The following is a 21,515-nucleotide window of genomic DNA, read 5'->3' on the forward strand; positions in this document are numbered from 1 at the left end:
ATAGAGGCCATCACCTAAGGAATGGATATGTACACCTGCCAACTCTCTAGTGCCTGAACAGAAGTCATCGCTGGCAAGTCGAATCGTCGCACCGCAGCTCCCACAGAGTTTGGGGACATGCGCAATTTACTCGTCAGCAGGCTCGGCGCCTTCGTCGGAACGCCGCCCGGAGCCGACTCGCTTCCACCGGGTATGGCACTGCCGACAAAAAACTACGGGTGTTTGATCCCGTTGAGCTTCATCGCCCCCACCAGCAACTCATCCCCTTCCAATTCAGCCAACCCTGCAGTCTTCACGTTCTCAGGCTCTTGCACATGACCGTGCTGTAAATAACCCAGCAATGTGCCCACCAACGGGTTATGACTGACCAGTAATGCGCCATCCACCGACACCAACTGCTCAGCCACCGCTTGCGGGCGGTTATCCGGGGTCAGCCAGTCCACCGTACGAATCTCCGGCGCGAAATTCAGCACATCGCGGACGATTTCCGCAGTCTGCTGGGCGCGCAGATAAGGGCTGGCGTAGATCGCTGTGATTGGCTGGCCGAGCAACTCGACGGCGCTACGCAGCACCTCCTCACGACCATGATCGGTCAAGGCGCGTTCGGAATCCGGCCCCGAGCCGTGGGGCACGGCTTCACCATGACGCAAGATCCAGAGTTTCATAGCTTGGGCTCCTCATCGCGGACCGGATGGGCGGCTGGTGGCACCACGTGCGGGGTTTCTCCTTCCGGGACGCGCGGCGTCGGCCAGTCGGCGAATGGCCAGGGTTTCTGGTCACTGTGGAAAGTGCCGAAACGACCGATCTGCGCCAGAAACTGGCTCAGGCTGTCGCCGAAATTCATCAGCGTCAGGCTCGGCGCGCCGTAGAACAGCCGATACACCAATTGCACCAGCACCACGGCGCCAAGGACAAATTGCGCCACCTGCCACACCACCAGGTAAATCACCATCCACAGTACACGCAGCAGAATGGATTCATACTTGGCTTCTACTTTCGGATCACTCATCTCGGGCTCCCGGTCTCAGTTGAAACCGCTGGTGGAAATAAAGTCGACGTCAGTTTTCGGTTCGGCGCGCATCAGCAGTTCAATTACCTGCTCCAGCGTGCGCCCTTCAAACAGGATGGCGTGCAGCCCGGCGACCAGCGGCATGTAGACGCCGACGTCCTGAGCCTTGGCCTTGAGCACTTTGAGGGTGTTGACCCCTTCAGCGACTTCGCCCAGCCGGGTCACGGACTCTTCCAGGCTCAAGCCCTGGCCGAGAGCGAAGCCGACCTGGTAGTTGCGGCTCTTGGGCGATGAACAGGTGACGATCAGATCGCCGACACCGGCCAGGCCAAGAAAGGTCATCGGGTTGGCGCCCTGATTCACCGCGAACCGGGTCATTTCCGCCAGGGCACGGGTGATCAGCATGCTCTTGGTGTTTTCGCCCATGCCCAGCGCCACGGCCATGCCGGCGATGATGGCGTAGACGTTTTTCAGCGCCCCGCCCAACTCCACGCCGAAGCGGTCGGCGCTGGCGTAGACGCGGAAGGTGCGGCCGTGCAGCGCTGCTTGCACGCGCTGGCACAGTTCTTCGTCTTCGCTGGCGACCACCGTGGCGGTCAGCGCGTGTTCGGCGATTTCCCGGGCCAGGTTCGGCCCGGACAGCACGCCGATACGCGCCTGCGGGGCGATTTCTTCAAGGATTTCACTCATTAACTTGAAGGACTGGGCTTCGATGCCTTTGGTCAGGCTCACCAGCAATTTGCCGCTCAAGCGCTCGGCATGCGGCCCCAGCACCGCGCGCAAGGCGCTGGACGGCAGGGCGACGAAGCACAGATCGCAAGCGTCGAGCGTGGAAAGCAAATCGGTGACCGGCTCCACCCCCGGCAGGATCTTGATGCCTTTGAGGTAGCGCGGGTTTTCGCGATGGACCCGGATGGCCTCGGCCTGCTCGGGGTCACGCATCCATTGCCGGACCTGATGACCGTTTTCGGCCAACAGATTGGCCACGGCGGTTCCAAAACTTCCGCCTCCCAGGACCGCGATCGGGCGCTGTTCAGTCATATGCAATCCGTTAATCCATACCAGTGGCGATGCCGGCATTATACGGAGCGGCCCAGTCGCGGCCAGCCCCGGCGGCAATTACCGGCGGTTGTAGAAAGAAGACCTGCAAAACCAGCGAAAATGCCGGCATCGTCACTGGAAAACTCGAGCGGCTCGGTTAACATGCCCGCCATTCCCCTGCGTTCAAGGCTGTGCCGTGTCTATTGGATCTGTTTTCCCTCGTTCATCGCTGATATTGGTGGTGCCCGGCCGCCCACCTGCGGGGCGCGTCTTCTGATCATGCCAGCCGCCCCGTCCCGCAAGGCCTCCACGCTATGCCTCTGGCTCGGCGTGTTGTGTCTGTGGTGGGCCGCGTTATTCAGCTCGACCGCCCGAGCCGCGGACATATTGCTGGTGGCCGGCGAAGACACCGCCGGCGTGCAGTCGTTTACCCAGGCGCTGAGAGCGTTGCGCCCCGACGACACGGTCCGCTTCCTGCCGCTGGCCAATCTCACCCCGCCCGGCCAGTTGAATCCGGCCACACGCCTGATTCTGCTCGACCTGCCGAGCCTGGAGTGGCGCGTGCAAGACAGCGCCGGCCCGTCGGCCCTGGTGCTGCGCATCAGTCGCTTGCAAGCTCGGCAGCGCCTCGGGGTCAATGTGCCGCCGTTCTTGAGCTTGCTGTGGAGTGATCCCGCGCCCCACCGGCAATTGAACCTGATCCAGACGCTGATGCCGCAAGTGCGGCGGGTCGGCGTGCTGTACGACCGGCACAGTGAATTCCTGCTCAGCGAACTGCGCCTCGCCGCCCTCTCGCTGAACCTGGAAATCGTCGCCGAACCTTGGGAAAACACTCAGGACAGCCAACCACTCAAGAAACTGCTGGACCGCAGCGATGTGTTGCTCGGCGTCGACGATCCCGACCTGTTCAACCCGAAAACCGCGAAAAACCTGTTGCTCAGCAGTTACGCCCGGGAGGTCGCGCTGGTGGGACCGAACGCCGGTTTCGTCCGCGCCGGCAGCCTGGCCAGCAGTTACAGCGATCAGGCCGACTGGCTGGCAACCCTCGACAACCTGCTCGACCTGCCGCCGCTGAATTGGCCGCGCAGCCTCTATTCTCCGCATTTCAAAGTCTTGAGTAATCCACAGGTCGCTCGTTCATTAGGGATCGAACCCATTGACGAACTCGCTGTTGCCACCGAGTTGGCCGAAGGAGAAAACCGTCCATGATCCTGCGCCGTCGCCTGGACATCAGCACCCGCACGCAATTGATTGCCGTGGGCCCAGCCCTGCTGTTGACCTTGCTGCTGATCAGCTTCTTTACCTTTGTGCGCATCCAGGATTTGCGCCAGGAGCTCAATCACACCGGCCAGTTGATCGCCAACCAGTTGGCACCGGCTACGGAATACGGGGTGATTTCCGGCAACAACGAAGTGCTCGATAGCTTGCTCAAAGCCACGCTGGCCACGCCGCACGTGCGCTTTCTGGAAGTGCAGGACAGCGCCAACCGGATTCTGGTGTACGTCGAGCAACCGTCGGAAACCCATGACCGCTCGCAGCAGGTCGAAGTGTTCCAGGCACCGGTGCGCTTGCAGCGGATTCGTCTGAGTAGTGATTTTCTACAAGACAGCCCGATCAAGGTCGGGACCGGCGGCGAAGACTATCTGGGGCGGGTGATCGTTGGCCTGTCCAGCGATGCCTTCAGCCAGCGCCAGCAGGAGATCCTGCTCAAGGCCGGGATCCTGGCGCTGTTTGCGCTGCTGTTCACCTTCCTGATCGCCCGGCGTCTGGCCGGTGGGCTGGCGCAGCCGATCCGCGACATCGGCGACGCGGTCAAGGCGATCCAGCAAGGCGACTACAGCAGGCCGTTGCCGATCGTCGACGATGCCGAGTTGGGCGCCTTGTCACAACACATCAATAACCTCGCGGCGGGCCTTGAACAGGCCAGTCGCGAACAGCAGCAAGCCATGGCGCAATTGATCAAGACCCGCGAAGAAGCAGAAAAAGCCAACAACGCCAAATCCGATTTCCTGGCGATGATGAGCCACGAACTGCGCACGCCCATGAATGGCGTGCTGGGCATGTTGCAGTTGCTGGAAACTACCGAGATGACCGACGAACAGGTGGAATACGCCGCCCTCGCCTCGGAATCCACGGAGCATTTATTAAAGGTCATCAACGACATTCTCGATTTCTCGCGCATCGAACGCGCGGCCCTGGAACTGGAGCACATTCCGTTTAACCTCAGTGAGCTGATCGCCAGCTGCGCCCAGGCTTTCCAGCACAGCGCCGCGCAGCGTGGCCTGGCGCTGGAGCTGAGCGTGCCGCAAGACATGCAGGCCTTGCAGGTGCAGGGCGATCCAACGCGCATCCGGCAGATTCTGGTCAACCTGATCGGCAACGCCTTGAAATTCACTGAGCAGGGCCGCGTGTCGATCGAATCACAGTGGCAATCGCTGGATCACCAATTGTTGTGGTTCACCTGCACCGTGCGCGACAGCGGCATCGGCATTCCCGCCGAGAGCCTGGACAAGATGTTCGACGCCTTCCAGCAGGCTGACAGTTCGATTTCCCGGCGCTACGGCGGCACCGGCCTCGGTTTGCCGATCGCCCGCACCTTGGCCGAACGCATGGGCGGCACTTTGCGGGCGCAAAGTGAAGAAGGCCTGGGTTCGGTGTTCACCCTGGAGATCCCACTGGCGTTGTATCAGCACAGCTTGCCGGTGACTTCCGTCAAAGCGCCGAAAAACAACGGCCTGGGCGCCGGGCGGCATGTGTTGCTGGTGGAAGACAACCCGGTCAACCAGACCGTGATCGAAGCCATGTTGCGCAGCCTCGGCTTTACCGTCAGCGTCGCCACCGACGGCGCGCAAGCGGTGCACAGTGCAGAAAGCCTGATCTACGAAGCAATCCTGATGGACTGCCGACTGCCAATCATTGACGGTTATGAGGCGACCCGGCAGATCCGCCAATTGCCCGGTTGCCGCGACGTGCCGATCATTGCGTTGACCGCCAACGCCTTACAGGGCGACCGCGAAGTCTGTTTGTCGGCAGGCATGAACGATTACCTCGCCAAGCCGTTCAAACGCACAGACCTGCAACAAATTCTGCAGCGCTGGGTGCAGTAGAACCGCGCTTTCGACCATCTGTGACTGGCATGAAAAGCGAAAGTGCGGCAGTCTTAGGCACCCGAACAGGCCCGAAAAGGGGCTTGAATAATTATTTCAGTGCACAAGTGTACTTTCATGTCCTTGGTGCTGTGACTTTCACCACAACGCAATAGTCTATGAGTAGGCTACCGGTACGAGGCGTGAATGCGTCGATCGGCCGGGAAGATTTGCCCCACCTGCCGCATGGGATTATTGAGGAGCTCGCATGACCAAACAACACGCCTTTACCCGGGAAGATCTGCTGCGCTGCAGTCGCGGTGAGCTGTTCGGCCCAGGTAACGCGCAACTGCCCGCCCCGAACATGCTGATGGTGGATCGCATCACCCACATCAGCGAAGAGGGTGGCAAGTACGGCAAAGGTGAATTGGTCGCCGAGCTGGATATCACCCCGGACCTGTGGTTCTTCGCCTGCCATTTCGAAGGCGATCCGGTGATGCCGGGCTGCCTGGGCCTCGACGCCATGTGGCAACTGGTTGGCTTCTTCCTCGGCTGGCAAGGTCTGCCGGGCCGCGGCCGCGCCCTGGGATCGGGCGAAGTGAAGTTCTTTGGCCAGGTCCTGCCGACCGCCAAGAAAGTCACGTACAACATTCAGATCAAACGCGTGCTCAAGGGCAAGCTGAACCTGGCCATCGCCGACGGTTCGGTCAGTGTCGATGGCCGCGAGATCTACACCGCCGAAGGCCTCCGGGTCGGCGTTTTCACCTCCACTGACAACTTCTAAGGGTTATTCGCATGCGCCGCGTCGTTATCACTGGTCTGGGCATCGTTTCGTGCCTGGGCAATGACAAAGAGACCGTCTCCGCTAACCTGCGTGCAAGCCGCCCTGGCATCCGGTTCAACCCGGAATATGCTGAAATGGGTCTGCAGAGTCAGGTTTCCGGTTCCATTGACAAAAGCCTGCCGCTCAAAGAATTGATCGATCGCAAGACTTTCCGCTTCGTGGGCCAGGCTGCGGCGTACGCCTATGTGGCTATGCAGCGCGCCGTGGAAGACTCCGGCCTGACCGAAGATCAGGTGTCCAACACGCGTACCGGCCTGATCGCCGGCTCCGGCGGTGCGTCCACGCTGAACCAGATGGAGGCGCTGGACATTCTGCGCGAGAAAGGCATCAAGAAAGTCCTGCCTTACTACGTCACCCGGACCATGAGCAGCACCGTTTCCGCTTGCCTGGCCACGCCGTTCAAGATCAAGGGCCTGAACTATTCCATCGCGTCTGCCTGCGCCACCAGTGCTCACTGCATCGGTACCGCCATGGAACAGATCCAGATGGGCAAGCAGGACATCGTGTTCGCCGGCGGCGGTGAAGAAGAGCACTGGAGCCAGTCGTTCCTGTTCGACGCCATGGGCGCCCTGTCCAGCAAATACAACGACACCCCGGAAAAAGCCTCCCGCGCCTACGATTCCAAGCGCGACGGTTTCGTCATCGCCGGCGGCGGCGGCATGGTGGTGGTTGAGGAGCTGGAACACGCACTGGCCCGCGGTGCGAAAATCTACGCGGAAATCGTTGGCTACGGTGCAACCTCCGACGGCTACGACATGGTGGCTCCAAGCGGCGAAGGCGCAATTCGCTGCATGGAAATGGCCATGTCCACCGTGGATACGCCGATCGATTACCTGAACACCCACGGCACTTCCACCCCTGTCGGCGACGTCAAGGAAATGGAAGGCATACGCAAGCTGTTCGGTGACAAGGCCCCGGCCATCAGTTCCACCAAGAGCCTGTCCGGTCACTCCCTGGGCGCCGCCGGCGTTCATGAAGCGATCTACTGCATGCTGATGATGGAAGGCAACTTCATGGCCGGTTCTGCCAACATCGACGAGCTGGACCCGGCCGTGGCCGATATGCCGATCCTCACCGAGACTCGCGAAAACGCCACCATCAACACCGTGATGAGCAACAGCTTCGGCTTCGGTGGCACCAACGCTACCCTGGTGCTGAAACGCTGGCAGGGCAAGTAACACACGCCCCGCTACTCACCACATGAAAAACGCCCCGACTGGTTCGGGGCGTTTTTCATTTCACGGTTCGCAAATCAGATCAGGCGGGAATCCGCGCGATCACCTTGATCTCGAAATCGAACCCCGCGAGCCAGTTGACGCCAATCGCTGTCCAGTTCGGATATGGCGCTGCCGGGAACACCTCGCCTTTCACGGTCAGGACGGTGCCAAACTGGTTTTCTGGATCGGTGTGGAAAGACGTCACATCGACGATATCGTCGAGCCCGCATCCCCCTGCTTTCAGCGTCGCCTGGAGATTGTCGAAGGCTCGTCGGACCTGTGCTTCGAAGTCAGGCTCCGGTGAGCCATCTTCGCGGCTGCCCACTTGGCCGGAAACAAACAGCAGATCGCCGGATCTGATCGCGGCGGAATAGGCATGGGCCGTGTAGAGGTCCTGCCGACCGGTGGGGAAAACAGCGTCACGTATGCTCATGGCGGGTGCTCCTCGTGTGGATTGATTGAGGCACTGTAGGCGCTCGGTTTATTTGGATAAACCTGAGAAATCCAACAACACTGTTTGTACAATCCAAACAAAGCACTGGAGCGCGAACGTGGACAGGTTTGACGGCATGCGGGCGTTTGTCCGGGTAGTGGAAGCAGGCAGCTTTACCAAGGCCGCGGAAAATCTGGGGATCAGCCGGACCACGGTGACGCAACTGGTGCAGCAATTGGAGGCGCATTTGCGCATCAAGCTGCTCAACCGCACCACGCGCAAGGTCAACGTCACCACCGACGGAGCAGCTTATTACGAACGCGTGGTGCGTCTGCTCGCCGATCTTGAAGACATTGAAGGCAACCTGCCCGGCGCCTCCACTGCGCCCCGTGGTTTGCTGCGGGTCGATGTGCCGGCCCCATTCGCCAATATCCTGCTGGTGCCGGCATTGCCCGGCTTCTTCGACCGTTTCCCTGATATCCAGCTCGACTTGGGCGCCAGTGATCGCCAGGTCGATTTGATCGGCGACAACGTCGATTGCGTGGTGCGTGGCGGTGAGGTCAAGGATGCTTCACTGGTGGCGCGCCACGTCGGCGATTTGCAACTGGGCGTGTATGCCGCGCCCTCCTACCTGGCGCGGGCCGGCACACCGCTACACCCGGATGAACTGCTGGAGGCCAGCCATCGCATCGTTCGCTACCGCTGGGACAACCCACTGCCGTACACCCTGTATAGAGGCGACGAGCGCCTGAACATCAATGGCCGCCACGTGCTGGCGATCGATGACGGCAACGCCTACCTGACCGCCGGGCTGGCAGGTCTTGGCGTGCTGTGGCTGCCGGATTACATGGCCAAGGCGCACGCTGAACAGGGTGCGCTGGTACGGCTATTTAGCGATTGGCGGATTGAGCCGATGCCGCTCTACGTCGCGTATTCGCCCAACCGGTATGTGCGCAAGCCACTGCGGGTGTTCATCGACTGGGTGGTCGAGTTGCTGGCCGAGCATGCGCCACGGCTACCTCGGAGCTGACCGCGGGAGCACGGCCAGAAAGTTATCCCGCGCGACCTTGCGGGCGACGTCTTCGGGCAAGGCGTCGAGGAACGGATCGAAGCTGTGCATTTCCTGACCAAGCTTGTTAAATCGCCCGACAACGTCTGACCCCAGCATGAAGCGCTCCGGAAAGCGCTCTACCAGCGTAAGCCACTCTTGCCGAGGCTTGCCCTGCTCGTCCAGCAAATAGGGGGTGAGCAGGCTCCAAGACAGGTCGATGAACAGGTTGGGATAGGTCTCTAGCATCCGGTTCAATGTCGGCAGCAGAAAATCCAGCCGCGTCTGATGCCGGTGAATCTCGTGGCTGGTGCCCGCATGCGCCCAGATAAATCGGGTATGCGGATGATTGCGCAGCGGCTCTTCCATCTCTGCCAGATACAGCGGATTTCTTTCGCGCTTGGAGGTGATGTTGGAATGCAGCATCACCGGCAAATCGTTCTCCGCGGCCAGGTGATAAATGCGCGTCATTGCCTCGTTGTTCGCCCGCGGCGTGTCGCCGGAGGTCAGGGCCGTAAGGTCATCGTGCCGGGTAAACACTTCACCGATGCCCTGCCACAGTCCCGGGTTGAGATCGAGCATGCGCTGGATGTGCGCGTCGGAATTCTTGTCGTTAGGGTTGAAGCCCGACAGAAACGGGTGGAAGAACCGGCGCTGTTCTGTGGGAAGCTTGTTCACCGCCGCCGCGACGATCACGTCAGTGGCGCTGTACCAATAGGCGTCCGCGTCATCGCCGGCGTAGTAACGCGGACGTTTGGGTTCGTCTTCGTGCCATTTCTTCGCCACTGGAATGCCGGAAATCATCACATGCTCGATTCGATTATCCGCCATCGCCTTGAGCAGCTTGGGCATGCCGGCCGATTCCTGGAAGAAATCCACGTAATGCAGGTGCGCGTCGCTGTAACGATACTCGCGGGCACTGGCCTGCGTGACGGAGTACGCCAGCAGGCAGGCAAGGCTCAAGCGAATAAAGGGCACGTGGGATCTCCAGCAGGTAGGAACAGCGTAGACCGCACGGTGCGCAACGGGGTTCAGCAGCGACGAAAGTGGAACGCGATACGCGCGTAATGTTCTATAACTGCGAAGTCTTTTTTGATCGAATGACTTTTCCTACTGCCCGCGAGGTTTCCCATGTCCGTTACCGTCAATACCGTTTCCAGCGATGGCCTGCGTCACAGCGTCGAGATCGATGACCACGAACTGTTTGCCGATGCGCCGAAATCAGTCGGTGGCGACGGTTCGGCGCCGGAGCCACACGATTACTTCGATGCCGCGCTCGGCACGTGCAAGGCCATCACCTTGAAGATGTATGCGAAAAAGAAAGACATTCCGCTGACCGGAGTCACGGTCGAGGTCAAGCGCGACAACAGCGAAGAGCAGAAAGGCAAATATGCTCTGCACGTGAAGCTTACCCTCAAGGGCGTTTTGACCGATGCCCAGCGTGAAGAACTGCATCGCGTCGCCGATCGCTGCCCGATTCACAAGCTGATGACCACCGCTGAAATCAGCGTCGAGACGCACCTTTCCGAAGGCGCGTTCAGCCAGTAGCGGCAACCTGTGCGCAAGCGGGGTATGCTGCACGGCATCTCCCGCTTAGCCTGGTAGTCCGCATGAACATTCCCCTCGTCATCCGTCCCCGCGCCGAAGACGTCGAAGGCCAGCCGATTCTTCGCCCATTGCCTTCCGCCAAATGCCGCAGCGTCGGGCCTTTCGTGTTTTTTGATCACATGCTCGAGACCCGTTATCCGGCGGGCAAAGGCATGGATATCCGCCAGCATCCACACATCGGTCTGTCGACCCTGACCTACTTGTTCCAAGGGCAAGTCCAACACAAGGACAGCCTTGGCTCTGATCAAGTGGTCGACAGCGGCGACGTCAGCTGGATGACCGCCGGCAGCGCCATCGCCCACGTCGAGCGCACGCCAGAAGCGCTGAAAAACAGTGGGTTCACGATGCACGGTTTGCAGGTGTGGCTGGCCTCGCCTCAGGCGCATGAACAAGGCCCGGGGCATTACAGCCACCACCCGGCCGCGACGTTGCCGGTCAGCGATAACCTCGGGGTGCAAATCAGGATGATTGCCGGCTCGGGGTTCTGCCTGGAATCGCCGGTACCGGTGCTGTCGCCTACGTTGTATGCGGAGCTGCGGCTGCAAACCGCAACCACTTTGCTGATTCCCACAGAACATGAAGAACGAGCGCTGTACGTGCTCAGCGGGGACGCGCAACTCGATGGTGAGCGCGTAGAACCGCATTCGCTGGTGGTGTTGCCGGCCGGGGAGGAAATGAGCCTGTTTGCCGAGATCGATTGCCACGCCGTGCTGTTTGGCGGTGCGCCATTGGATGGACCACGGCGGATCAACTGGAATTTTGTTGCCAGTGATCCGGCGGCAATCGATGAAGCCCGTCGGCGCTGGGCGGCACGGGATTGGCCAACGGTGCCGGGGGAAGTTGAACGGATTGAACTGCCCTGAACGCACGGGTTCCTGTCAGGCCACCTTCGCGAGCAGGCTCGCTCCCACTTTAGGATTCATCCACTTGTGGGATCGAGCTTGCTCGCGAATAGCGCGGTACTTGTACCGCCCGCTCAATCTCAACCCTTGAACACTTCATCCAGCAGGTTGTGCATCGAGGTAAACGCCCGAGCTGCGACTTTGGCGTCGTACATCATCATGCCCGGCACGTTGGCGTGTTTGTCGGTAAACGAGTGAAACGCACCGCCGTAGCTGAGCAGTTGCCAGTCCACGCCAGCGGCGTTCATTTCGTCTTCGAAGGCCGGCAGTTGTTCTTTCGGCACCAGCGGGTCGGAGGCGCCGTGCAGCACCAGAACCTTGCCCTTGATGTTGTTGGCGTCGCTGGCATTCGGCGTGTCGAGGGTGCCGTGGAACGACACCGCAGCTTGCACCGGCGCACCGGTACGGGCGAACTCGAGTGCGCAGCAGCCGCCAAAGCAGAAGCCGAAGGTCGCCAGTTTCGAGGTGTCCACCGCCGCTTCGCCCTGGCTCTGCAGATGCTCGAACGCGACTTGCATGCGCTTGCGCAGCAAGGCCCGGTCGTCCTTTAACGGCATCATCGCCGCGCCCGCCTGGTCATTGTTGCTCGGCCGCACGGTTTGCCCGTAGAGGTCGGCGATCAACACCACATAGCCCTTGGCCGCGACCGACTTGGCAATGTCTTCCGCCCCGGCGCTGACGCCCATCCAGTTCGGCGCCATCAGCAGCCCAGGCAGCGGGCCCTTGTGTTCGGTGTCGAAGGCCAAACGGCTTTCATAGGTCTGGCCGTCAATCTGATAAGCAATGGAACGCACAGTGATCTGACTCATTTCCTGACTCCTAATCTGTAAACACCAGAACGAAAAAACCCGCCGAAGCGGGTTTTTCTAAAACCTGATTAAACCGACAGTTCAACCAGCAGCTTGTTCAGCCGCTGCACATAGGCAGCCGGATCTTTCAAGCTGTCGCCCGCTGCCAGTGCGGCCTGATCGAACAGAATGTGCGCCAGGTCGCCGAAGCGCTCGTCGCTCTGCTCGCCATCGAGTTTGCCGATCAGCGGGTGGGTCGGGTTGAATTCGAAGATCGGCTTCGAATCCGGCACCTTCTGCCCGCTGGCTTCGAGGATCTGACGCATCTGCAAGCCCAGGTCCTGCTCGCCGATGGCGAGGATCGCCGGGGAGTCGGTCAAACGATGGGAAACCCGCACTTCGGCAACCGAATCGCCCAGCGCGGTTTTCAGACGCTCGACCAGACCTTCTTTGGACTTGGCGACTTCTTCTGCGGCTTTCTTGTCTTCTTCCGAATCAAGATTGCCCAGATCGAGATCACCGCGCGCCACGTCGACGAAGCTCTTGCCGTCGAACTCGCTGAGGTAGCTCATCAGCCACTCGTCGATACGGTCGGTCAGCAGCAGCACTTCGATGCCTTTCTTGCGGAAGACTTCCAGGTGCGGGCTGTTCTTGACCTGCGCGTAGGTTTCACCGGTCAGGTAGTAGATCTTGTCCTGACCTTCCTTGGCGCGAGCCAGGTAATCAGCCAGGCCCACCACTTGCTCGCCGTCCTCACCCGAGGTAGATGCAAAACGCAGCAAGCCGGCGATTTTCTCTTTGTTGGCGAAGTCTTCTGCCGGGCCTTCTTTCATGACCTGGCCGAAGTTTTTCCAGAAGCCTTTGTATTGCTCAGGCTCGTTCTTCGCGAGTTTTTCCAGCATGTCGAGCACGCGCTTGGTCAGCGCCGACTTCATCGAGTCGATGATCGGGTCTTTCTGCAGGATTTCCCGCGACACGTTCAGCGACAGGTCGTTGGAGTCGACCACGCCCTTGATGAAGCGCAGGTACAACGGCAGGAACGACTCGGCCTGGTCCATGACGAACACGCGCTGCACGTACAGCTTCAGGCCTTTCGGCGCTTCACGCTGATACAGGTCGAACGGCGCGCGGGCCGGCACGTACAGCAGCGAGCTGTATTCCAGCTTGCCTTCGACCTTGTTATGGCTCCAGCTCAGCGGGTTTTCATAATCGTGAGCGATGTGCTTGTAGAACTCCTGATATTCCTCGTCCTTCACTTCAGTACGCGGACGGGTCCACAAGGCACTGGCGCGGTTGACGGTTTCCCATTCAACGGCCGGTGCCTCCTCGCCTTCAGCGGCCGCGACTTCTTTCGGCAGCTCGATCGGCAAGGCGATGTGGTCGGAGTACTTCTTGATGATGTTGCGCAGGCGCCAGCCATCGGCGAATTCGTCTTCGCCGGACTTCAGGTGCAGGACGATGCGGGTACCGCGCTCGGCCTTCTCGACGTTGGCGACTTCAAACTCGCCCTCGCCTTTCGACGACCAGTGCACGCCTTCGCTGGCGTCGGTGCCGGCACGACGGCTATAGACGTCGACCTTGTCGGCAACGATAAACGCCGAGTAGAAGCCCACGCCGAACTGGCCGATCAGGTGCGAATCTTTCTTTTGGTCGCCCGAGAGGTTCTTCATGAAATCGGCGGTGCCCGACTTGGCGATGGTACCCAGGTGGGTAATCACATCGTCGCGGTTCATGCCGATACCGTTGTCTTCGAGGGTGACGGTCTTGGCGTCCTTGTCGAAGCTCACGCGGATTTTCAGGGCGTCGGCGCCACCTTCCAGCAGTTCAGGCTTGGACAGGGCTTCGAAGCGTAATTTGTCGACAGCGTCAGAGGCGTTCGAGATCAATTCGCGAAGGAAGATTTCCTTGTTGGAATACAGCGAATGGATCATGAGGTGCAGCAGTTGCTTCACCTCGGTCTGGAAGCCCAGGGTTTCCTTTTGAGTTTCCACACTCATGGTCATCAAACTCCAATCAGATGGCATAAGCCGTGACCCAGAGGGGGTGACGGCGGGTTGTCATCAGAGTTGGGGGCAGCGTTCAGGATTTCAAGGGCCGGCAGGCTCCTCGATCTTGAAATGTGCACGGGCCGTGGCGATCGGTTCGGCCTCGGTACTCTGCCACGCCGTGACCGCAACGTTGGCCACCCGTCGACCCTGGCGGCAGACCTGGCACTTGGCGTAGGTGTCGCGAAACTGCCCGGCGCGCAGGTAATCAAGGGAGAAATCGATGATCTTCGGAACCCCCGGCGAACCGCTGGCCAGCATCAAATGCAGGGCGGCGGCCAGTTCCATGAAACCGGCGATCACCCCGCCGTGGATGGCTGGCAGCAAAGGGTTACCAATGTTGTCTTTGTTGGCAGGCAGGCAGAACAACAATTCATCGCCGAGGCGCGAGCACTCCACGCCAATCAGCTTCGCGTAGGGAATCAGTGCTAGCAACGCCGCGTAATCGCCCCGTTCGTGGGCTTGCTGCAGTTGGGTTTGCAGTTGATCGCTCATGGCTTGCCTCCGGCAATGACACCGCCAAATCCTTTGGTGCCTTTGACGGCGGCGCCCAAACGCATAAAGGTGCCGACCACGTGGGCAATCGGTTGCTCGGGATCGTCCTGGTAGGCAAAGCCACGGGCGAAGATTACGTCACTGGTGACTCGGTAGCATTGAGCGAATCCATACACATCTTTATGCGGTTCGGCCGGGTGCATGTAGTCGATGCGCAAGTCCAGGGTCGGGCACACTTCGAATTGCGGCAACACGCACAAGGTCGACATGCCGCACGCGGTGTCCATCAGCGAGGTCAGTGCGCCGCCGTGAATGACCCCGGTTTGCGGGTTACCGACGATCTGCAGGCTGTACGGCAACACGACCGTTAGTCCGTCCGCGCTGGCGCTATGCAGGCGCAAGCCGAGCACCTGACAATGGCGTAAGGCTGACAGAAACCGTGTCGCACGCTCAAAAACGGGGTTTTCCGGCATTGGTTCAACTCTCTGCTTAATGTCCCGGTGAAGTAGCTCGCGCAACGGTGAAAGTTCCGCACCTTGATAAACTTATATATCTGAACGATTTGAGGAACTTAAGCTTGAGGGCTGTGCTCGAAAGGCCAGTAGTTATTTTCCATAAGGAGAAACACCCCATGCAGAAGACTTTAGCTATTGCCTTGATGTTGACCGCTTCCCTCGGTCTCGCAGCCTGCGATAAAAAATCCGAGGACAAAGCTCAAGATGCTAACCAACATGCTGAGCAAGCTCAGCAAGACATGAACAAAGCACAGGATAAAGTGAACGACGCTGCGAAAGAAAACGCTGAAGCCGCCAAAGCTCAGGCTGAATCGAACGAAGCAGCGGCTAAAGAAGCCGCACCTAAGACCAACTAATCTGGTTTTAGTCGTTTAAAAGAAAACCCGCTTAATGCGGGTTTTCTTTTGTCCATTGGTTTTGCCAGCCAACGGTTTAGAGCAAAACGGTTCTAAAAGTCGGACTAATCATCAATAACAGCGAACAGACTAACCCCACCAGCCACATCAGACTTCGCTGCCAAGCCAGATCGGTCCAGTAACACAGCAGATAAAGCACGCGGGCAATGACAAAGATGATAGCCAGCCAATCAATTAACCACCCCTGAGTTTGCGTGGTGTGGGCCATCAACACGCCCACCGCAAACAGCATGAATGCCTCGAAGCTGTTCTGATGCGCCGCCAATGCGCGAGCACCAAAGCCTGTGAGTTGCGCCTGTTGTTGCCGCGGCAGGTGGTTGTCGTAGCCCCCCTGATCGTTCATCGCCTTGGCCACTGGGATCTTGGCGACGAAGATCAACAAGGCACTGATCAACACGCACCAGAACGGAATACTCATCAACTCTCCTTGGTCACTTCAGGCATGGACGCTTGTGTAGAGGTATAGACCATAACGCCCATAACAAAATGCCCCGCATCGGTGGATGCGGGGCATTTTTGCGTTCCGTGACGTACCCGCTCGTGGCAGGAAAGGGCCTTCAGGCCAACGCTTCGCTACGCTTGCCCAGCAAGCGATCGCAGACCACAGCGACCACCAGGGTCATCACCGACGGCACCAACCACGCCAGGCCTTGCTCACTCAGCGGCAGGTTCAATAACTGCGACGGCATCCAGGCCGCCAGCCCGGCACCTTTAAGGGCATCGATCAGGCCGAACAGGAACGACACCAGCATCACCGGGCCGACGATGCGCCGTTGATCGAGCCAGAAGTCCTTGCAGAAGCTCAGCGCTACCAAAACGATGCACGGCGGGTAGATCGCAGTGAGGACCGGGATAGAGAACGCGATCAGTTTGGTCAGCCCCAGGTTGGACACCAGCAACGAGAACGCCGCCAGGATGATCACCAGGGTTTTGTACGACAGCGGCAACACGCGGCTGAAGTATTCGGCGCAAGCACAGGTCAGGCCGACCGCGGTGACCAGGCAGGCCAGCGAGATCAGTACCGCCAGGAAGCCGCTGCCCAGGGAGCCGAACGTATGCTGCACGTAGGCGTGCAACACCGCCGCGCCGTTGGTGGCGCCGGCCGCGACTTCATGGCTGCCGGAGCCGAGGCGAAACAGGCTGACATACACCAGCGCCAGCCCTACTCCGGCGATCAGGCCGGCAATGATGGCGTAGCGGGTGATCAGCGCTGGCGAGTCGACGCCCCGGGAGCGAATGGCATTGACGATGACGATGCCGAACACCAGCGCCCCTAAGGTATCCATGGTCAGGTAGCCATTGATGAAGCCCTGGGAGAACGGTGCCGCGACGTATTCCGGGGTGGCGACGCCGATGTCACCGGCGGGCAAGGCAAACGCGGCGATGCCGAGCACGGCCAGGGCGATGATCTTCAGCGGCGCGAGAAAACGCCCGACGGTGTCCAGCAGGCGGCCGGGGTACAGCGAGATGAAGAACACCAGCAGGAAATACACCGCGCTGTAGATGAACAGCGCCAGCGGGCTTTCGCCGGTGAGCGGCGCCAGGCCGACTTCGAAGGATACGGTAGCGGTGCGCGGTGTGGCGAACAGCGGGCCGACGGCCAGGTAGCACGCCGCAGCCAGCAAACCGCCGGCGATCTTGCCGATCGGGCTGCTCAAGGCGTCCATGGCGCCGCCGACCTTGGCCAGCGCCACCACGGTGATAACCGGCAGGCCCACGGCGGTAATCAGGAAACCCAGCGCCGCCATCCAAACGTGAGGCCCGGACTGCAAACCGACGATAGGCGGGAAGATGATGTTGCCGGCCCCGACGAACAGGGCAAATGTCATGAAACCCAGTGCCAGAATGTCCTGGCCTTTCAACACTTTCATTAAGGAAATACCACACTGCTGAATCGTAATTTAGAGGGGGATTTCCCTGAAGGGTGAGGGAAATGCTGTCGATCCGTATGGGACCGACCCTTTGAGCAAGCGGCTGCCTTGTGGGCGGCTGTCGCAAAATGGCGGCTAGCCTAACGAATTTGTCCCGCAAACGCACTGTTAAGGGGCAAACATTCCGATGCGCGACATTTCGGTGTCGCGTTTACGTATCTAATTTACTTTCAGCCCACCGGTGGTGAAGGGTTTTTGTGGCGAGGGAGCTTGCTCCCGTTCGGCTGCGAAGCAGTCGTAAAAACCATGCCACGCAGTCGACCTGATAGACCGCGACCACCCAATCGAGGGCCGCTTCGCGCCCCAGCGGAAGCAAGCTCACTCGCCACAAAAGCCACCTCCAATAGCCACACTCTTCGCGCCCCCCGCCCCAGAAACAACAAAGGCCACCCGAAGGTGGCCTTTGCCTGGTGAAGCGTCAGCTAAGCGCGAGGCTTACTTGACTGCCCAACCGGTCAGCTCGGCCAAGGCCTTGCCGATGTCTGCCAGCGAACGCACGGTTTTTACGCCTGCGTCTTGCAGTGCAGCGAACTTCTCGTCTGCAGTGCCTTTGCCGCCAGAGATGATTGCGCCAGCATGGCCCATGCGCTTGCCCGGAGGAGCAGTCACACCCGCGATGTAGGAAACAACCGGCTTGGTCACGTGTGCCTTGATATAGGCAGCCGCTTCTTCTTCAGCCGAACCGCCGATCTCGCCGATCATTACGATCGCTTCGGTCTTCGGGTCTTCCTGGAACAGCTTCAGGATGTCGATGAAGTTCGAGCCTGGGATCGGGTCACCGCCGATGCCGACGCAAGTCGACTGACCGAAACCGGCGTCAGTGGTCTGCTTCACAGCTTCGTAGGTCAGGGTGCCGGAACGGGAAACGATACCGACCTTGCCTGGCAAGTGAATGTGACCTGGCATGATGCCGATCTTGCATTCGCCTGGAGTGATCACGCCCGGGCAGTTAGGGCCGATCAGGACCACGCCCAGCTCGTCGCACTTGACCTTGGCATCCAGCATGTCCAGGGTAGGAATGCCTTCAGTGATGCAGACGATCAGCTTGATGCCGCCGAATGCTGCTTCCAGGATCGAGTCCTTGCAGAAAGGAGCCGGAACGTAGATCACGCTGGCGGTAGCGCCAGTGGCTTCTACAGCGTCCTTGACGGTGTTGAACACGGGCAGGCCCAGGTGCTCGGTGCCGCCTTTGCCAGGGGTAACGCCACCAACCATCTTGGTGCCGTATTCGATGGCTTGCTGGGTGTGAAAACTACCTTGCGAACCGGTAATACCCTGGCAGATAACTTTGGTGTCTTTATTGATCAGGACGCTCATTATTTGCCCTCCGCAGCTTTAACAACTTGTTGAGCAGCGTCGGTCAGGCTGGTTGCAGCGATGATGTTCAAACCGCTTTCTGCCAGTACTTTAGCGCCCAGCTCAGCGTTGTTGCCTTCAAGGCGAACAACAACCGGGATTTTCACGCCGACTTCTTTCACTGCACCGATGATGCCTTCGGCAATCATGTCGCAACGAACGATGCCGCCGAAGATGTTGACCAGTACTGCAGCGACGTTGGTGTCGGACAGGATGATCTTGAACGCTTCGGTTACGCGTTCTTTGGTAGCACCGCCGCCCACGTCGAGGAAGTTGGCTGGTTTGCCGCCATGCAGGTTGACGATGTCCATGGTACCCATGGCCAGGCCAGCACCGTTGACCATGCAACCGATATTGCCTTCCAGCGCTACATAGTTCAGTTCGAACTTGGCAGCGTGCGCTTCGCGCGGATCGTCTTGCGACGGATCGTGGAACGTCTTCAGCTTAGGCTGACGGTACATCGCGTTGGCGTCGATGTTGATCTTGGCGTCGAGGCAATGCAGATCGCCGTCAGCCTTGATCACCAGCGGGTTCACTTCCAGCAGAGCCAGGTCGTGATCCTTGAACAGCTTGGCCAGACCTACGAAGATCTTGGCGAACTGAGCAACTTGCTTGCCTTCCAGGCCCAGCTGGAATGCCAGCTCGCGACCCTGGAATGGCTGAGCGCCTACCAGTGGATCGATGGTGGCTTTGAGAATTTTTTCTGGTGTGTCGTGAGCGATCTTCTCGATGTCCACGCCACCTTCGGTGGAAGCCATGAACACGATGCGACGGCTCGAACGGTCAACGACAGCGCCCAGGTACAGCTCTTTAGCGATATCAGTGCACGATTCAACCAGGATTTTGGTGACTGGCTGGCCATTGGCATCAGTCTGGTAAGTCACCAGACGCTTGCCCAACCACTGTTGAGCGAATGCTTTAGCGTCTTCTTTGCTGCGAACCAACTTAACGCCGCCCGCTTTACCGCGACCACCGGCGTGAACCTGGGCTTTGACAACCCACTCGCTGCCGCCGATTTTGTCGCAAGCTTCTGCTGCCGCTTCCGGGGTGTCTACCGCGTAACCTGTGGATACTGGCAGGCCGTATTCAGCGAACAGCTGCTTACCCTGATACTCGTGAAGATTCATGCTTATTACCGTCTTCGTTAGGTACTGCGCATCGGTGCTGCACTTATTGAAGTGCCGCACCACCTGTGACTGCTGCTCGCGTAGCCTTTCCGGACAACCGGTACAGCTACGCAAGACTGCGTCCAGCGGACATTCCGCGGTGAGTCTTGCACACAAGACTCACGACGGGCCGTACCGCCGTGGTTTCTTATTGTGTCTTAACGCTTCTTGCGGTTGGCAACGTGAATGGCGCCGCCATTCACTGCCAGAGCAGCTTCGTGCAAGGCTTCGGACAGGGTCGGATGGGAGAAGACCATCATGCCCAGGTCTTCGGCACTGGTGCCGAATTCCATGCCGATTGCGCCTTGCTGAACCAGTTCCGCGGCGCTCGGGCCAATCACGTGCACGCCCAATACGCGGTCAGTCTTGGCATCGGCGATGACCTTGACGAAACCACCGGTATCGTTGGCGGCCATGGCACGGCCAGACGCTGCGAACGGGAAGGTGCCGACGTTAACTTCAACGCCTTCAGCTTTCAAGGCCTGCTCGGTTTTACCGACCCATGCAATCTCCGGGTGGGTGTAGATAACCGAAGGGATCAGGTCGTAGTTCATCTGGGCTTTGTGGCCCTTGATGCGCTCGACAACCATGATGCCCTCTTCCGAGGCCTTGTGCGCCAGCATCATGCCGCGCACCACGTCGCCGATGGCGAAGACGCCAGGGACGCTGGTTTCGCACTGGTCGTTGACGAAGATGAAACCACGCTCGTCGATGGTCACGCCACTGTCGGCGGCCAGCAGATCAGTGGTCACTGGACGGCGACCAACGGCTACGATCAGCTTGTCGAAGGTGATGGTCTGTTCGCCGTTGGAGTCGGTGTAATTCACCACGACTTCTTCGCCGTTGACCTTGGAACCGGTCACGCGAGCGCCCAGTTTGATGTCCAGGCCTTGTTTGGTCAGGGTTTTGTAGGCTTCTTTCGAGACGGCGGTGTCGGCAGCCATCAAGAAGGTGTCCAGGGCTTCCAGGACAGTCACTTCGGCGCCCAGGCGGGACCAGACCGAACCCAGTTCCAGACCGATGACGCCAGCGCCGATCACGCCCAGACGCTTAGGCACGGACTGGAATTCCAGTGCGCCAGTCGAATCGACGATGACTTTCTGGTCGACCGGAGCCGGTGGGATGTCGATCGGACGGGAGCCGGAAGCGAGAATCACGTTCTCGGCTTCGATCACTTCAACCGAACCGTCAGGCTTGGTCAGCTCGACTTTCTTGCCGGCCAGCAATTTGCCGTGGCCTTGCAGGGAAGTCACGCCGTTGGCCTTGAACAGGGTCGCAACGCCAGAGGTCAGGCCTTTGACGATATTGGCTTTACGGCCAACCATGGCAGGAACGTCCATGGTGACGCCCGCGTGGTTGATACCGTGGATCGCGAAGCCGTCTTGCGCTTCGTGGAATTTCCAGGAGCTGTCGAGCAGCGCCTTGGAGGGAATGCAGCCGACGTTCAGGCAAGTACCACCCAGGGCCAGTTTGCCCTCTTTGTCGGTGTACTTCTCGATGCAGGCAGTCGACAGCCCCAGCTGAGCGGCTTTAATGGCGGCTACATAACCGCCAGGGCCGGCGCCAATCACGACTACGTCAAATTTCTGCGACATTCAAAAAATCCTCTTTTTTG

The 21,515-nt window shown here is 59.5% G+C and carries 22 protein-coding genes; 8 read left to right on the top strand and 14 right to left on the bottom strand.

Annotated features, from left to right (window positions below; all coding sequences use genetic code 11):
* Positions 1-212 precede the first annotated feature (212 nt).
* From sixA to RG836_RS03850, 3 genes are read right to left on the bottom strand one after another with little or no spacing between them, the layout of a single operon-like run.
* A complete protein-coding gene (gene sixA / locus RG836_RS03840) occupies positions 213-665 on the bottom strand; it encodes a phosphohistidine phosphatase SixA (RefSeq protein WP_310843344.1) in 453 nt (150 codons plus the stop codon).
* Entirely contained in the window at positions 662-1,009 is a 348-nt protein-coding gene (locus tag RG836_RS03845) for a DUF4389 domain-containing protein (RefSeq protein ID WP_310843345.1), read from the bottom strand. The genes sixA and RG836_RS03845 overlap by 4 nt, the downstream gene beginning before the upstream one ends.
* A gap of 15 nt (positions 1,010-1,024) precedes the next feature.
* Positions 1,025-2,050 (bottom strand): NAD(P)H-dependent glycerol-3-phosphate dehydrogenase, encoded by a 1,026-nt coding sequence (locus RG836_RS03850; RefSeq protein ID WP_310843346.1) that lies wholly within the window; start codon positions 2,048-2,050, stop codon positions 1,025-1,027.
* 279 nt (positions 2,051-2,329) lie between these two features.
* On the opposite strand from RG836_RS03850, the gene RG836_RS03855 reads away from it, so the two are divergent.
* The 4 genes from RG836_RS03855 to fabB all read left to right on the top strand — a co-directional run bounded on the left by RG836_RS03855 (position 2,330) and on the right by fabB (position 7,158).
* Positions 2,330-3,259, top strand: coding sequence for an ABC transporter substrate-binding protein (locus RG836_RS03855; RefSeq protein ID WP_310843348.1), 930 nt, complete (start codon positions 2,330-2,332; stop codon positions 3,257-3,259).
* Positions 3,256-5,157, top strand: coding sequence for an ATP-binding protein (locus RG836_RS03860; protein WP_310843350.1), 1,902 nt, complete (start codon positions 3,256-3,258; stop codon positions 5,155-5,157). The genes RG836_RS03855 and RG836_RS03860 overlap by 4 nt, the downstream gene beginning before the upstream one ends.
* Before the next feature lie 247 nt (positions 5,158-5,404).
* Positions 5,405-5,920: a 3-hydroxyacyl-[acyl-carrier-protein] dehydratase FabA gene (gene fabA / locus RG836_RS03865; RefSeq protein WP_310843352.1), complete on the top strand. Its 516-nt coding sequence runs from the start codon at positions 5,405-5,407 to the stop codon at positions 5,918-5,920.
* Positions 5,921-5,931: 11 nt separating this feature from the next.
* Positions 5,932-7,158: a beta-ketoacyl-ACP synthase I gene (gene fabB / locus RG836_RS03870; RefSeq protein ID WP_310843354.1), complete on the top strand. Its 1,227-nt coding sequence runs from the start codon at positions 5,932-5,934 to the stop codon at positions 7,156-7,158.
* A 79-nt stretch (positions 7,159-7,237) separates the two neighbouring features.
* Here the strand turns inward: fabB and RG836_RS03875 are convergent, their stop codons facing one another.
* On the bottom strand, positions 7,238-7,630 hold the full coding sequence (locus tag RG836_RS03875) for a RidA family protein (protein WP_310843355.1): 393 nt from the start codon (positions 7,628-7,630) through the stop codon (positions 7,238-7,240).
* A gap of 118 nt (positions 7,631-7,748) precedes the next feature.
* Between RG836_RS03875 and RG836_RS03880 the strand changes: the two genes are divergently transcribed.
* The gene (locus RG836_RS03880) at positions 7,749-8,660 is read left to right on the top strand and encodes a LysR family transcriptional regulator (protein ID WP_310843357.1); all 912 of its coding nucleotides are present in this window, start codon (positions 7,749-7,751) and stop codon (positions 8,658-8,660) included.
* On the opposite strand, the gene RG836_RS03885 is transcribed toward RG836_RS03880, so the two are convergent.
* On the bottom strand, positions 8,646-9,656 hold the full coding sequence (locus tag RG836_RS03885; RefSeq protein ID WP_310843360.1) for an amidohydrolase family protein: 1,011 nt from the start codon (positions 9,654-9,656) through the stop codon (positions 8,646-8,648). The two genes, RG836_RS03880 and RG836_RS03885, sit on opposite strands and share 15 nt — an antisense overlap.
* A 153-nt stretch (positions 9,657-9,809) precedes the next feature.
* Here RG836_RS03885 and RG836_RS03890 point away from each other — a divergent pair, with 153 nt between their 5' ends.
* On the top strand, positions 9,810-10,226 hold the full coding sequence (locus RG836_RS03890; protein WP_310843362.1) for an OsmC family protein: 417 nt from the start codon (positions 9,810-9,812) through the stop codon (positions 10,224-10,226).
* A 62-nt stretch (positions 10,227-10,288) separates the two neighbouring features.
* The gene (locus RG836_RS03895) at positions 10,289-11,149 is read left to right on the top strand and encodes a pirin family protein (RefSeq protein ID WP_310843363.1); all 861 of its coding nucleotides are present in this window, start codon (positions 10,289-10,291) and stop codon (positions 11,147-11,149) included.
* Between the two features lie 119 nt (positions 11,150-11,268).
* Here RG836_RS03895 and RG836_RS03900 read toward each other — a convergent pair whose 3' ends face one another.
* The 4 genes from RG836_RS03900 to RG836_RS03915 all read right to left on the bottom strand — a co-directional run bounded on the left by RG836_RS03900 (position 11,269) and on the right by RG836_RS03915 (position 14,989).
* A complete protein-coding gene (locus RG836_RS03900; RefSeq protein WP_310843364.1) occupies positions 11,269-11,997 on the bottom strand; it encodes a dienelactone hydrolase family protein in 729 nt (242 codons plus the stop codon).
* Between the two features lie 68 nt (positions 11,998-12,065).
* Positions 12,066-13,973, bottom strand: a complete 1,908-nt coding sequence (htpG, locus tag RG836_RS03905) for a molecular chaperone HtpG (RefSeq protein ID WP_310843366.1) — start codon at positions 13,971-13,973, stop codon at positions 12,066-12,068.
* A gap of 90 nt (positions 13,974-14,063) precedes the next feature.
* Entirely contained in the window at positions 14,064-14,516 is a 453-nt protein-coding gene (locus RG836_RS03910) for a PaaI family thioesterase (RefSeq protein WP_310843368.1), read from the bottom strand.
* Positions 14,513-14,989, bottom strand: coding sequence for a PaaI family thioesterase (locus tag RG836_RS03915; protein ID WP_310843371.1), 477 nt, complete (start codon positions 14,987-14,989; stop codon positions 14,513-14,515). Before RG836_RS03915 ends, RG836_RS03910 begins: the two co-directional genes overlap by 4 nt.
* 158 nt (positions 14,990-15,147) lie before the next feature.
* On the opposite strand from RG836_RS03915, the gene RG836_RS03920 reads away from it, so the two are divergent.
* A complete protein-coding gene (locus RG836_RS03920) occupies positions 15,148-15,387 on the top strand; it encodes a hypothetical protein (protein WP_310843373.1) in 240 nt (79 codons plus the stop codon).
* 76 nt (positions 15,388-15,463) lie between these two features.
* Here RG836_RS03920 and RG836_RS03925 read toward each other — a convergent pair whose 3' ends face one another.
* The 5 genes from RG836_RS03925 to lpdA form a co-directional block, all read right to left on the bottom strand.
* Entirely contained in the window at positions 15,464-15,865 is a 402-nt protein-coding gene (locus RG836_RS03925; protein WP_310843374.1) for an MAPEG family protein, read from the bottom strand.
* Positions 15,866-16,004: 139 nt separating this feature from the next.
* Positions 16,005-17,318 carry a branched-chain amino acid transport system II carrier protein gene (gene brnQ / locus RG836_RS03930; RefSeq protein WP_310843375.1) on the bottom strand — a complete coding sequence of 438 codons (1,314 nt, stop codon included), beginning with the start codon at positions 17,316-17,318 and terminating at the stop codon, positions 16,005-16,007.
* Positions 17,319-17,813: 495 nt separating this feature from the next.
* Positions 17,814-18,695, bottom strand: a complete 882-nt coding sequence (gene sucD / locus RG836_RS03935; protein WP_008082972.1) for a succinate--CoA ligase subunit alpha — start codon at positions 18,693-18,695, stop codon at positions 17,814-17,816.
* Positions 18,695-19,861: an ADP-forming succinate--CoA ligase subunit beta gene (gene sucC, locus RG836_RS03940; protein WP_007919879.1), complete on the bottom strand. Its 1,167-nt coding sequence runs from the start codon at positions 19,859-19,861 to the stop codon at positions 18,695-18,697. Before sucC ends, sucD begins: the two co-directional genes overlap by 1 nt.
* A 197-nt stretch (positions 19,862-20,058) precedes the next feature.
* Positions 20,059-21,495 (bottom strand): dihydrolipoyl dehydrogenase, encoded by a 1,437-nt coding sequence (gene lpdA / locus RG836_RS03945; RefSeq protein WP_310843389.1) that lies wholly within the window; start codon positions 21,493-21,495, stop codon positions 20,059-20,061.
* Positions 21,496-21,515: the final 20 nt, after the last annotated feature.

The sequence above is a fragment of the Pseudomonas rhizozeae genome (assembly GCF_031583775.1).
Classification (GTDB): domain Bacteria; phylum Pseudomonadota; class Gammaproteobacteria; order Pseudomonadales; family Pseudomonadaceae; genus Aquipseudomonas.

Bases quoted from the DNA above. Each gene is read 5' to 3' on its own strand.
- sixA (WP_310843344.1), bottom strand. From the start codon at position 665: ATGAAACTCTGGATCTTGCGTCATGGTGAAGCCGTGCCCCACGGCTCG.
- RG836_RS03845 (WP_310843345.1), bottom strand. From the start codon at position 1,009: ATGAGTGATCCGAAAGTAGAAGCCAAGTATGAATCCATTCTGCTGCGT.
- RG836_RS03850 (WP_310843346.1), bottom strand. From the start codon at position 2,050: ATGACTGAACAGCGCCCGATCGCGGTCCTGGGAGGCGGAAGTTTTGGA.
- RG836_RS03855 (WP_310843348.1), top strand. From the start codon at position 2,330: ATGCCAGCCGCCCCGTCCCGCAAGGCCTCCACGCTATGCCTCTGGCTC.
- RG836_RS03860 (WP_310843350.1), top strand. From the start codon at position 3,256: ATGATCCTGCGCCGTCGCCTGGACATCAGCACCCGCACGCAATTGATT.
- fabA (WP_310843352.1), top strand. From the start codon at position 5,405: ATGACCAAACAACACGCCTTTACCCGGGAAGATCTGCTGCGCTGCAGT.
- fabB (WP_310843354.1), top strand. From the start codon at position 5,932: ATGCGCCGCGTCGTTATCACTGGTCTGGGCATCGTTTCGTGCCTGGGC.
- RG836_RS03875 (WP_310843355.1), bottom strand. From the start codon at position 7,630: ATGAGCATACGTGACGCTGTTTTCCCCACCGGTCGGCAGGACCTCTAC.
- RG836_RS03890 (WP_310843362.1), top strand. From the start codon at position 9,810: ATGTCCGTTACCGTCAATACCGTTTCCAGCGATGGCCTGCGTCACAGC.
- RG836_RS03895 (WP_310843363.1), top strand. From the start codon at position 10,289: ATGAACATTCCCCTCGTCATCCGTCCCCGCGCCGAAGACGTCGAAGGC.
- RG836_RS03900 (WP_310843364.1), bottom strand. From the start codon at position 11,997: ATGAGTCAGATCACTGTGCGTTCCATTGCTTATCAGATTGACGGCCAG.
- htpG (WP_310843366.1), bottom strand. From the start codon at position 13,973: ATGAGTGTGGAAACTCAAAAGGAAACCCTGGGCTTCCAGACCGAGGTG.
- RG836_RS03910 (WP_310843368.1), bottom strand. From the start codon at position 14,516: ATGAGCGATCAACTGCAAACCCAACTGCAGCAAGCCCACGAACGGGGC.
- RG836_RS03915 (WP_310843371.1), bottom strand. From the start codon at position 14,989: ATGCCGGAAAACCCCGTTTTTGAGCGTGCGACACGGTTTCTGTCAGCC.
- RG836_RS03920 (WP_310843373.1), top strand. From the start codon at position 15,148: ATGCAGAAGACTTTAGCTATTGCCTTGATGTTGACCGCTTCCCTCGGT.
- RG836_RS03925 (WP_310843374.1), bottom strand. From the start codon at position 15,865: ATGAGTATTCCGTTCTGGTGCGTGTTGATCAGTGCCTTGTTGATCTTC.
- brnQ (WP_310843375.1), bottom strand. From the start codon at position 17,318: ATGAAAGTGTTGAAAGGCCAGGACATTCTGGCACTGGGTTTCATGACA.
- sucD (WP_008082972.1), bottom strand. From the start codon at position 18,695: ATGAGCGTCCTGATCAATAAAGACACCAAAGTTATCTGCCAGGGTATT.
- sucC (WP_007919879.1), bottom strand. From the start codon at position 19,861: ATGAATCTTCACGAGTATCAGGGTAAGCAGCTGTTCGCTGAATACGGC.
- lpdA (WP_310843389.1), bottom strand. From the start codon at position 21,495: ATGTCGCAGAAATTTGACGTAGTCGTGATTGGCGCCGGCCCTGGCGGT.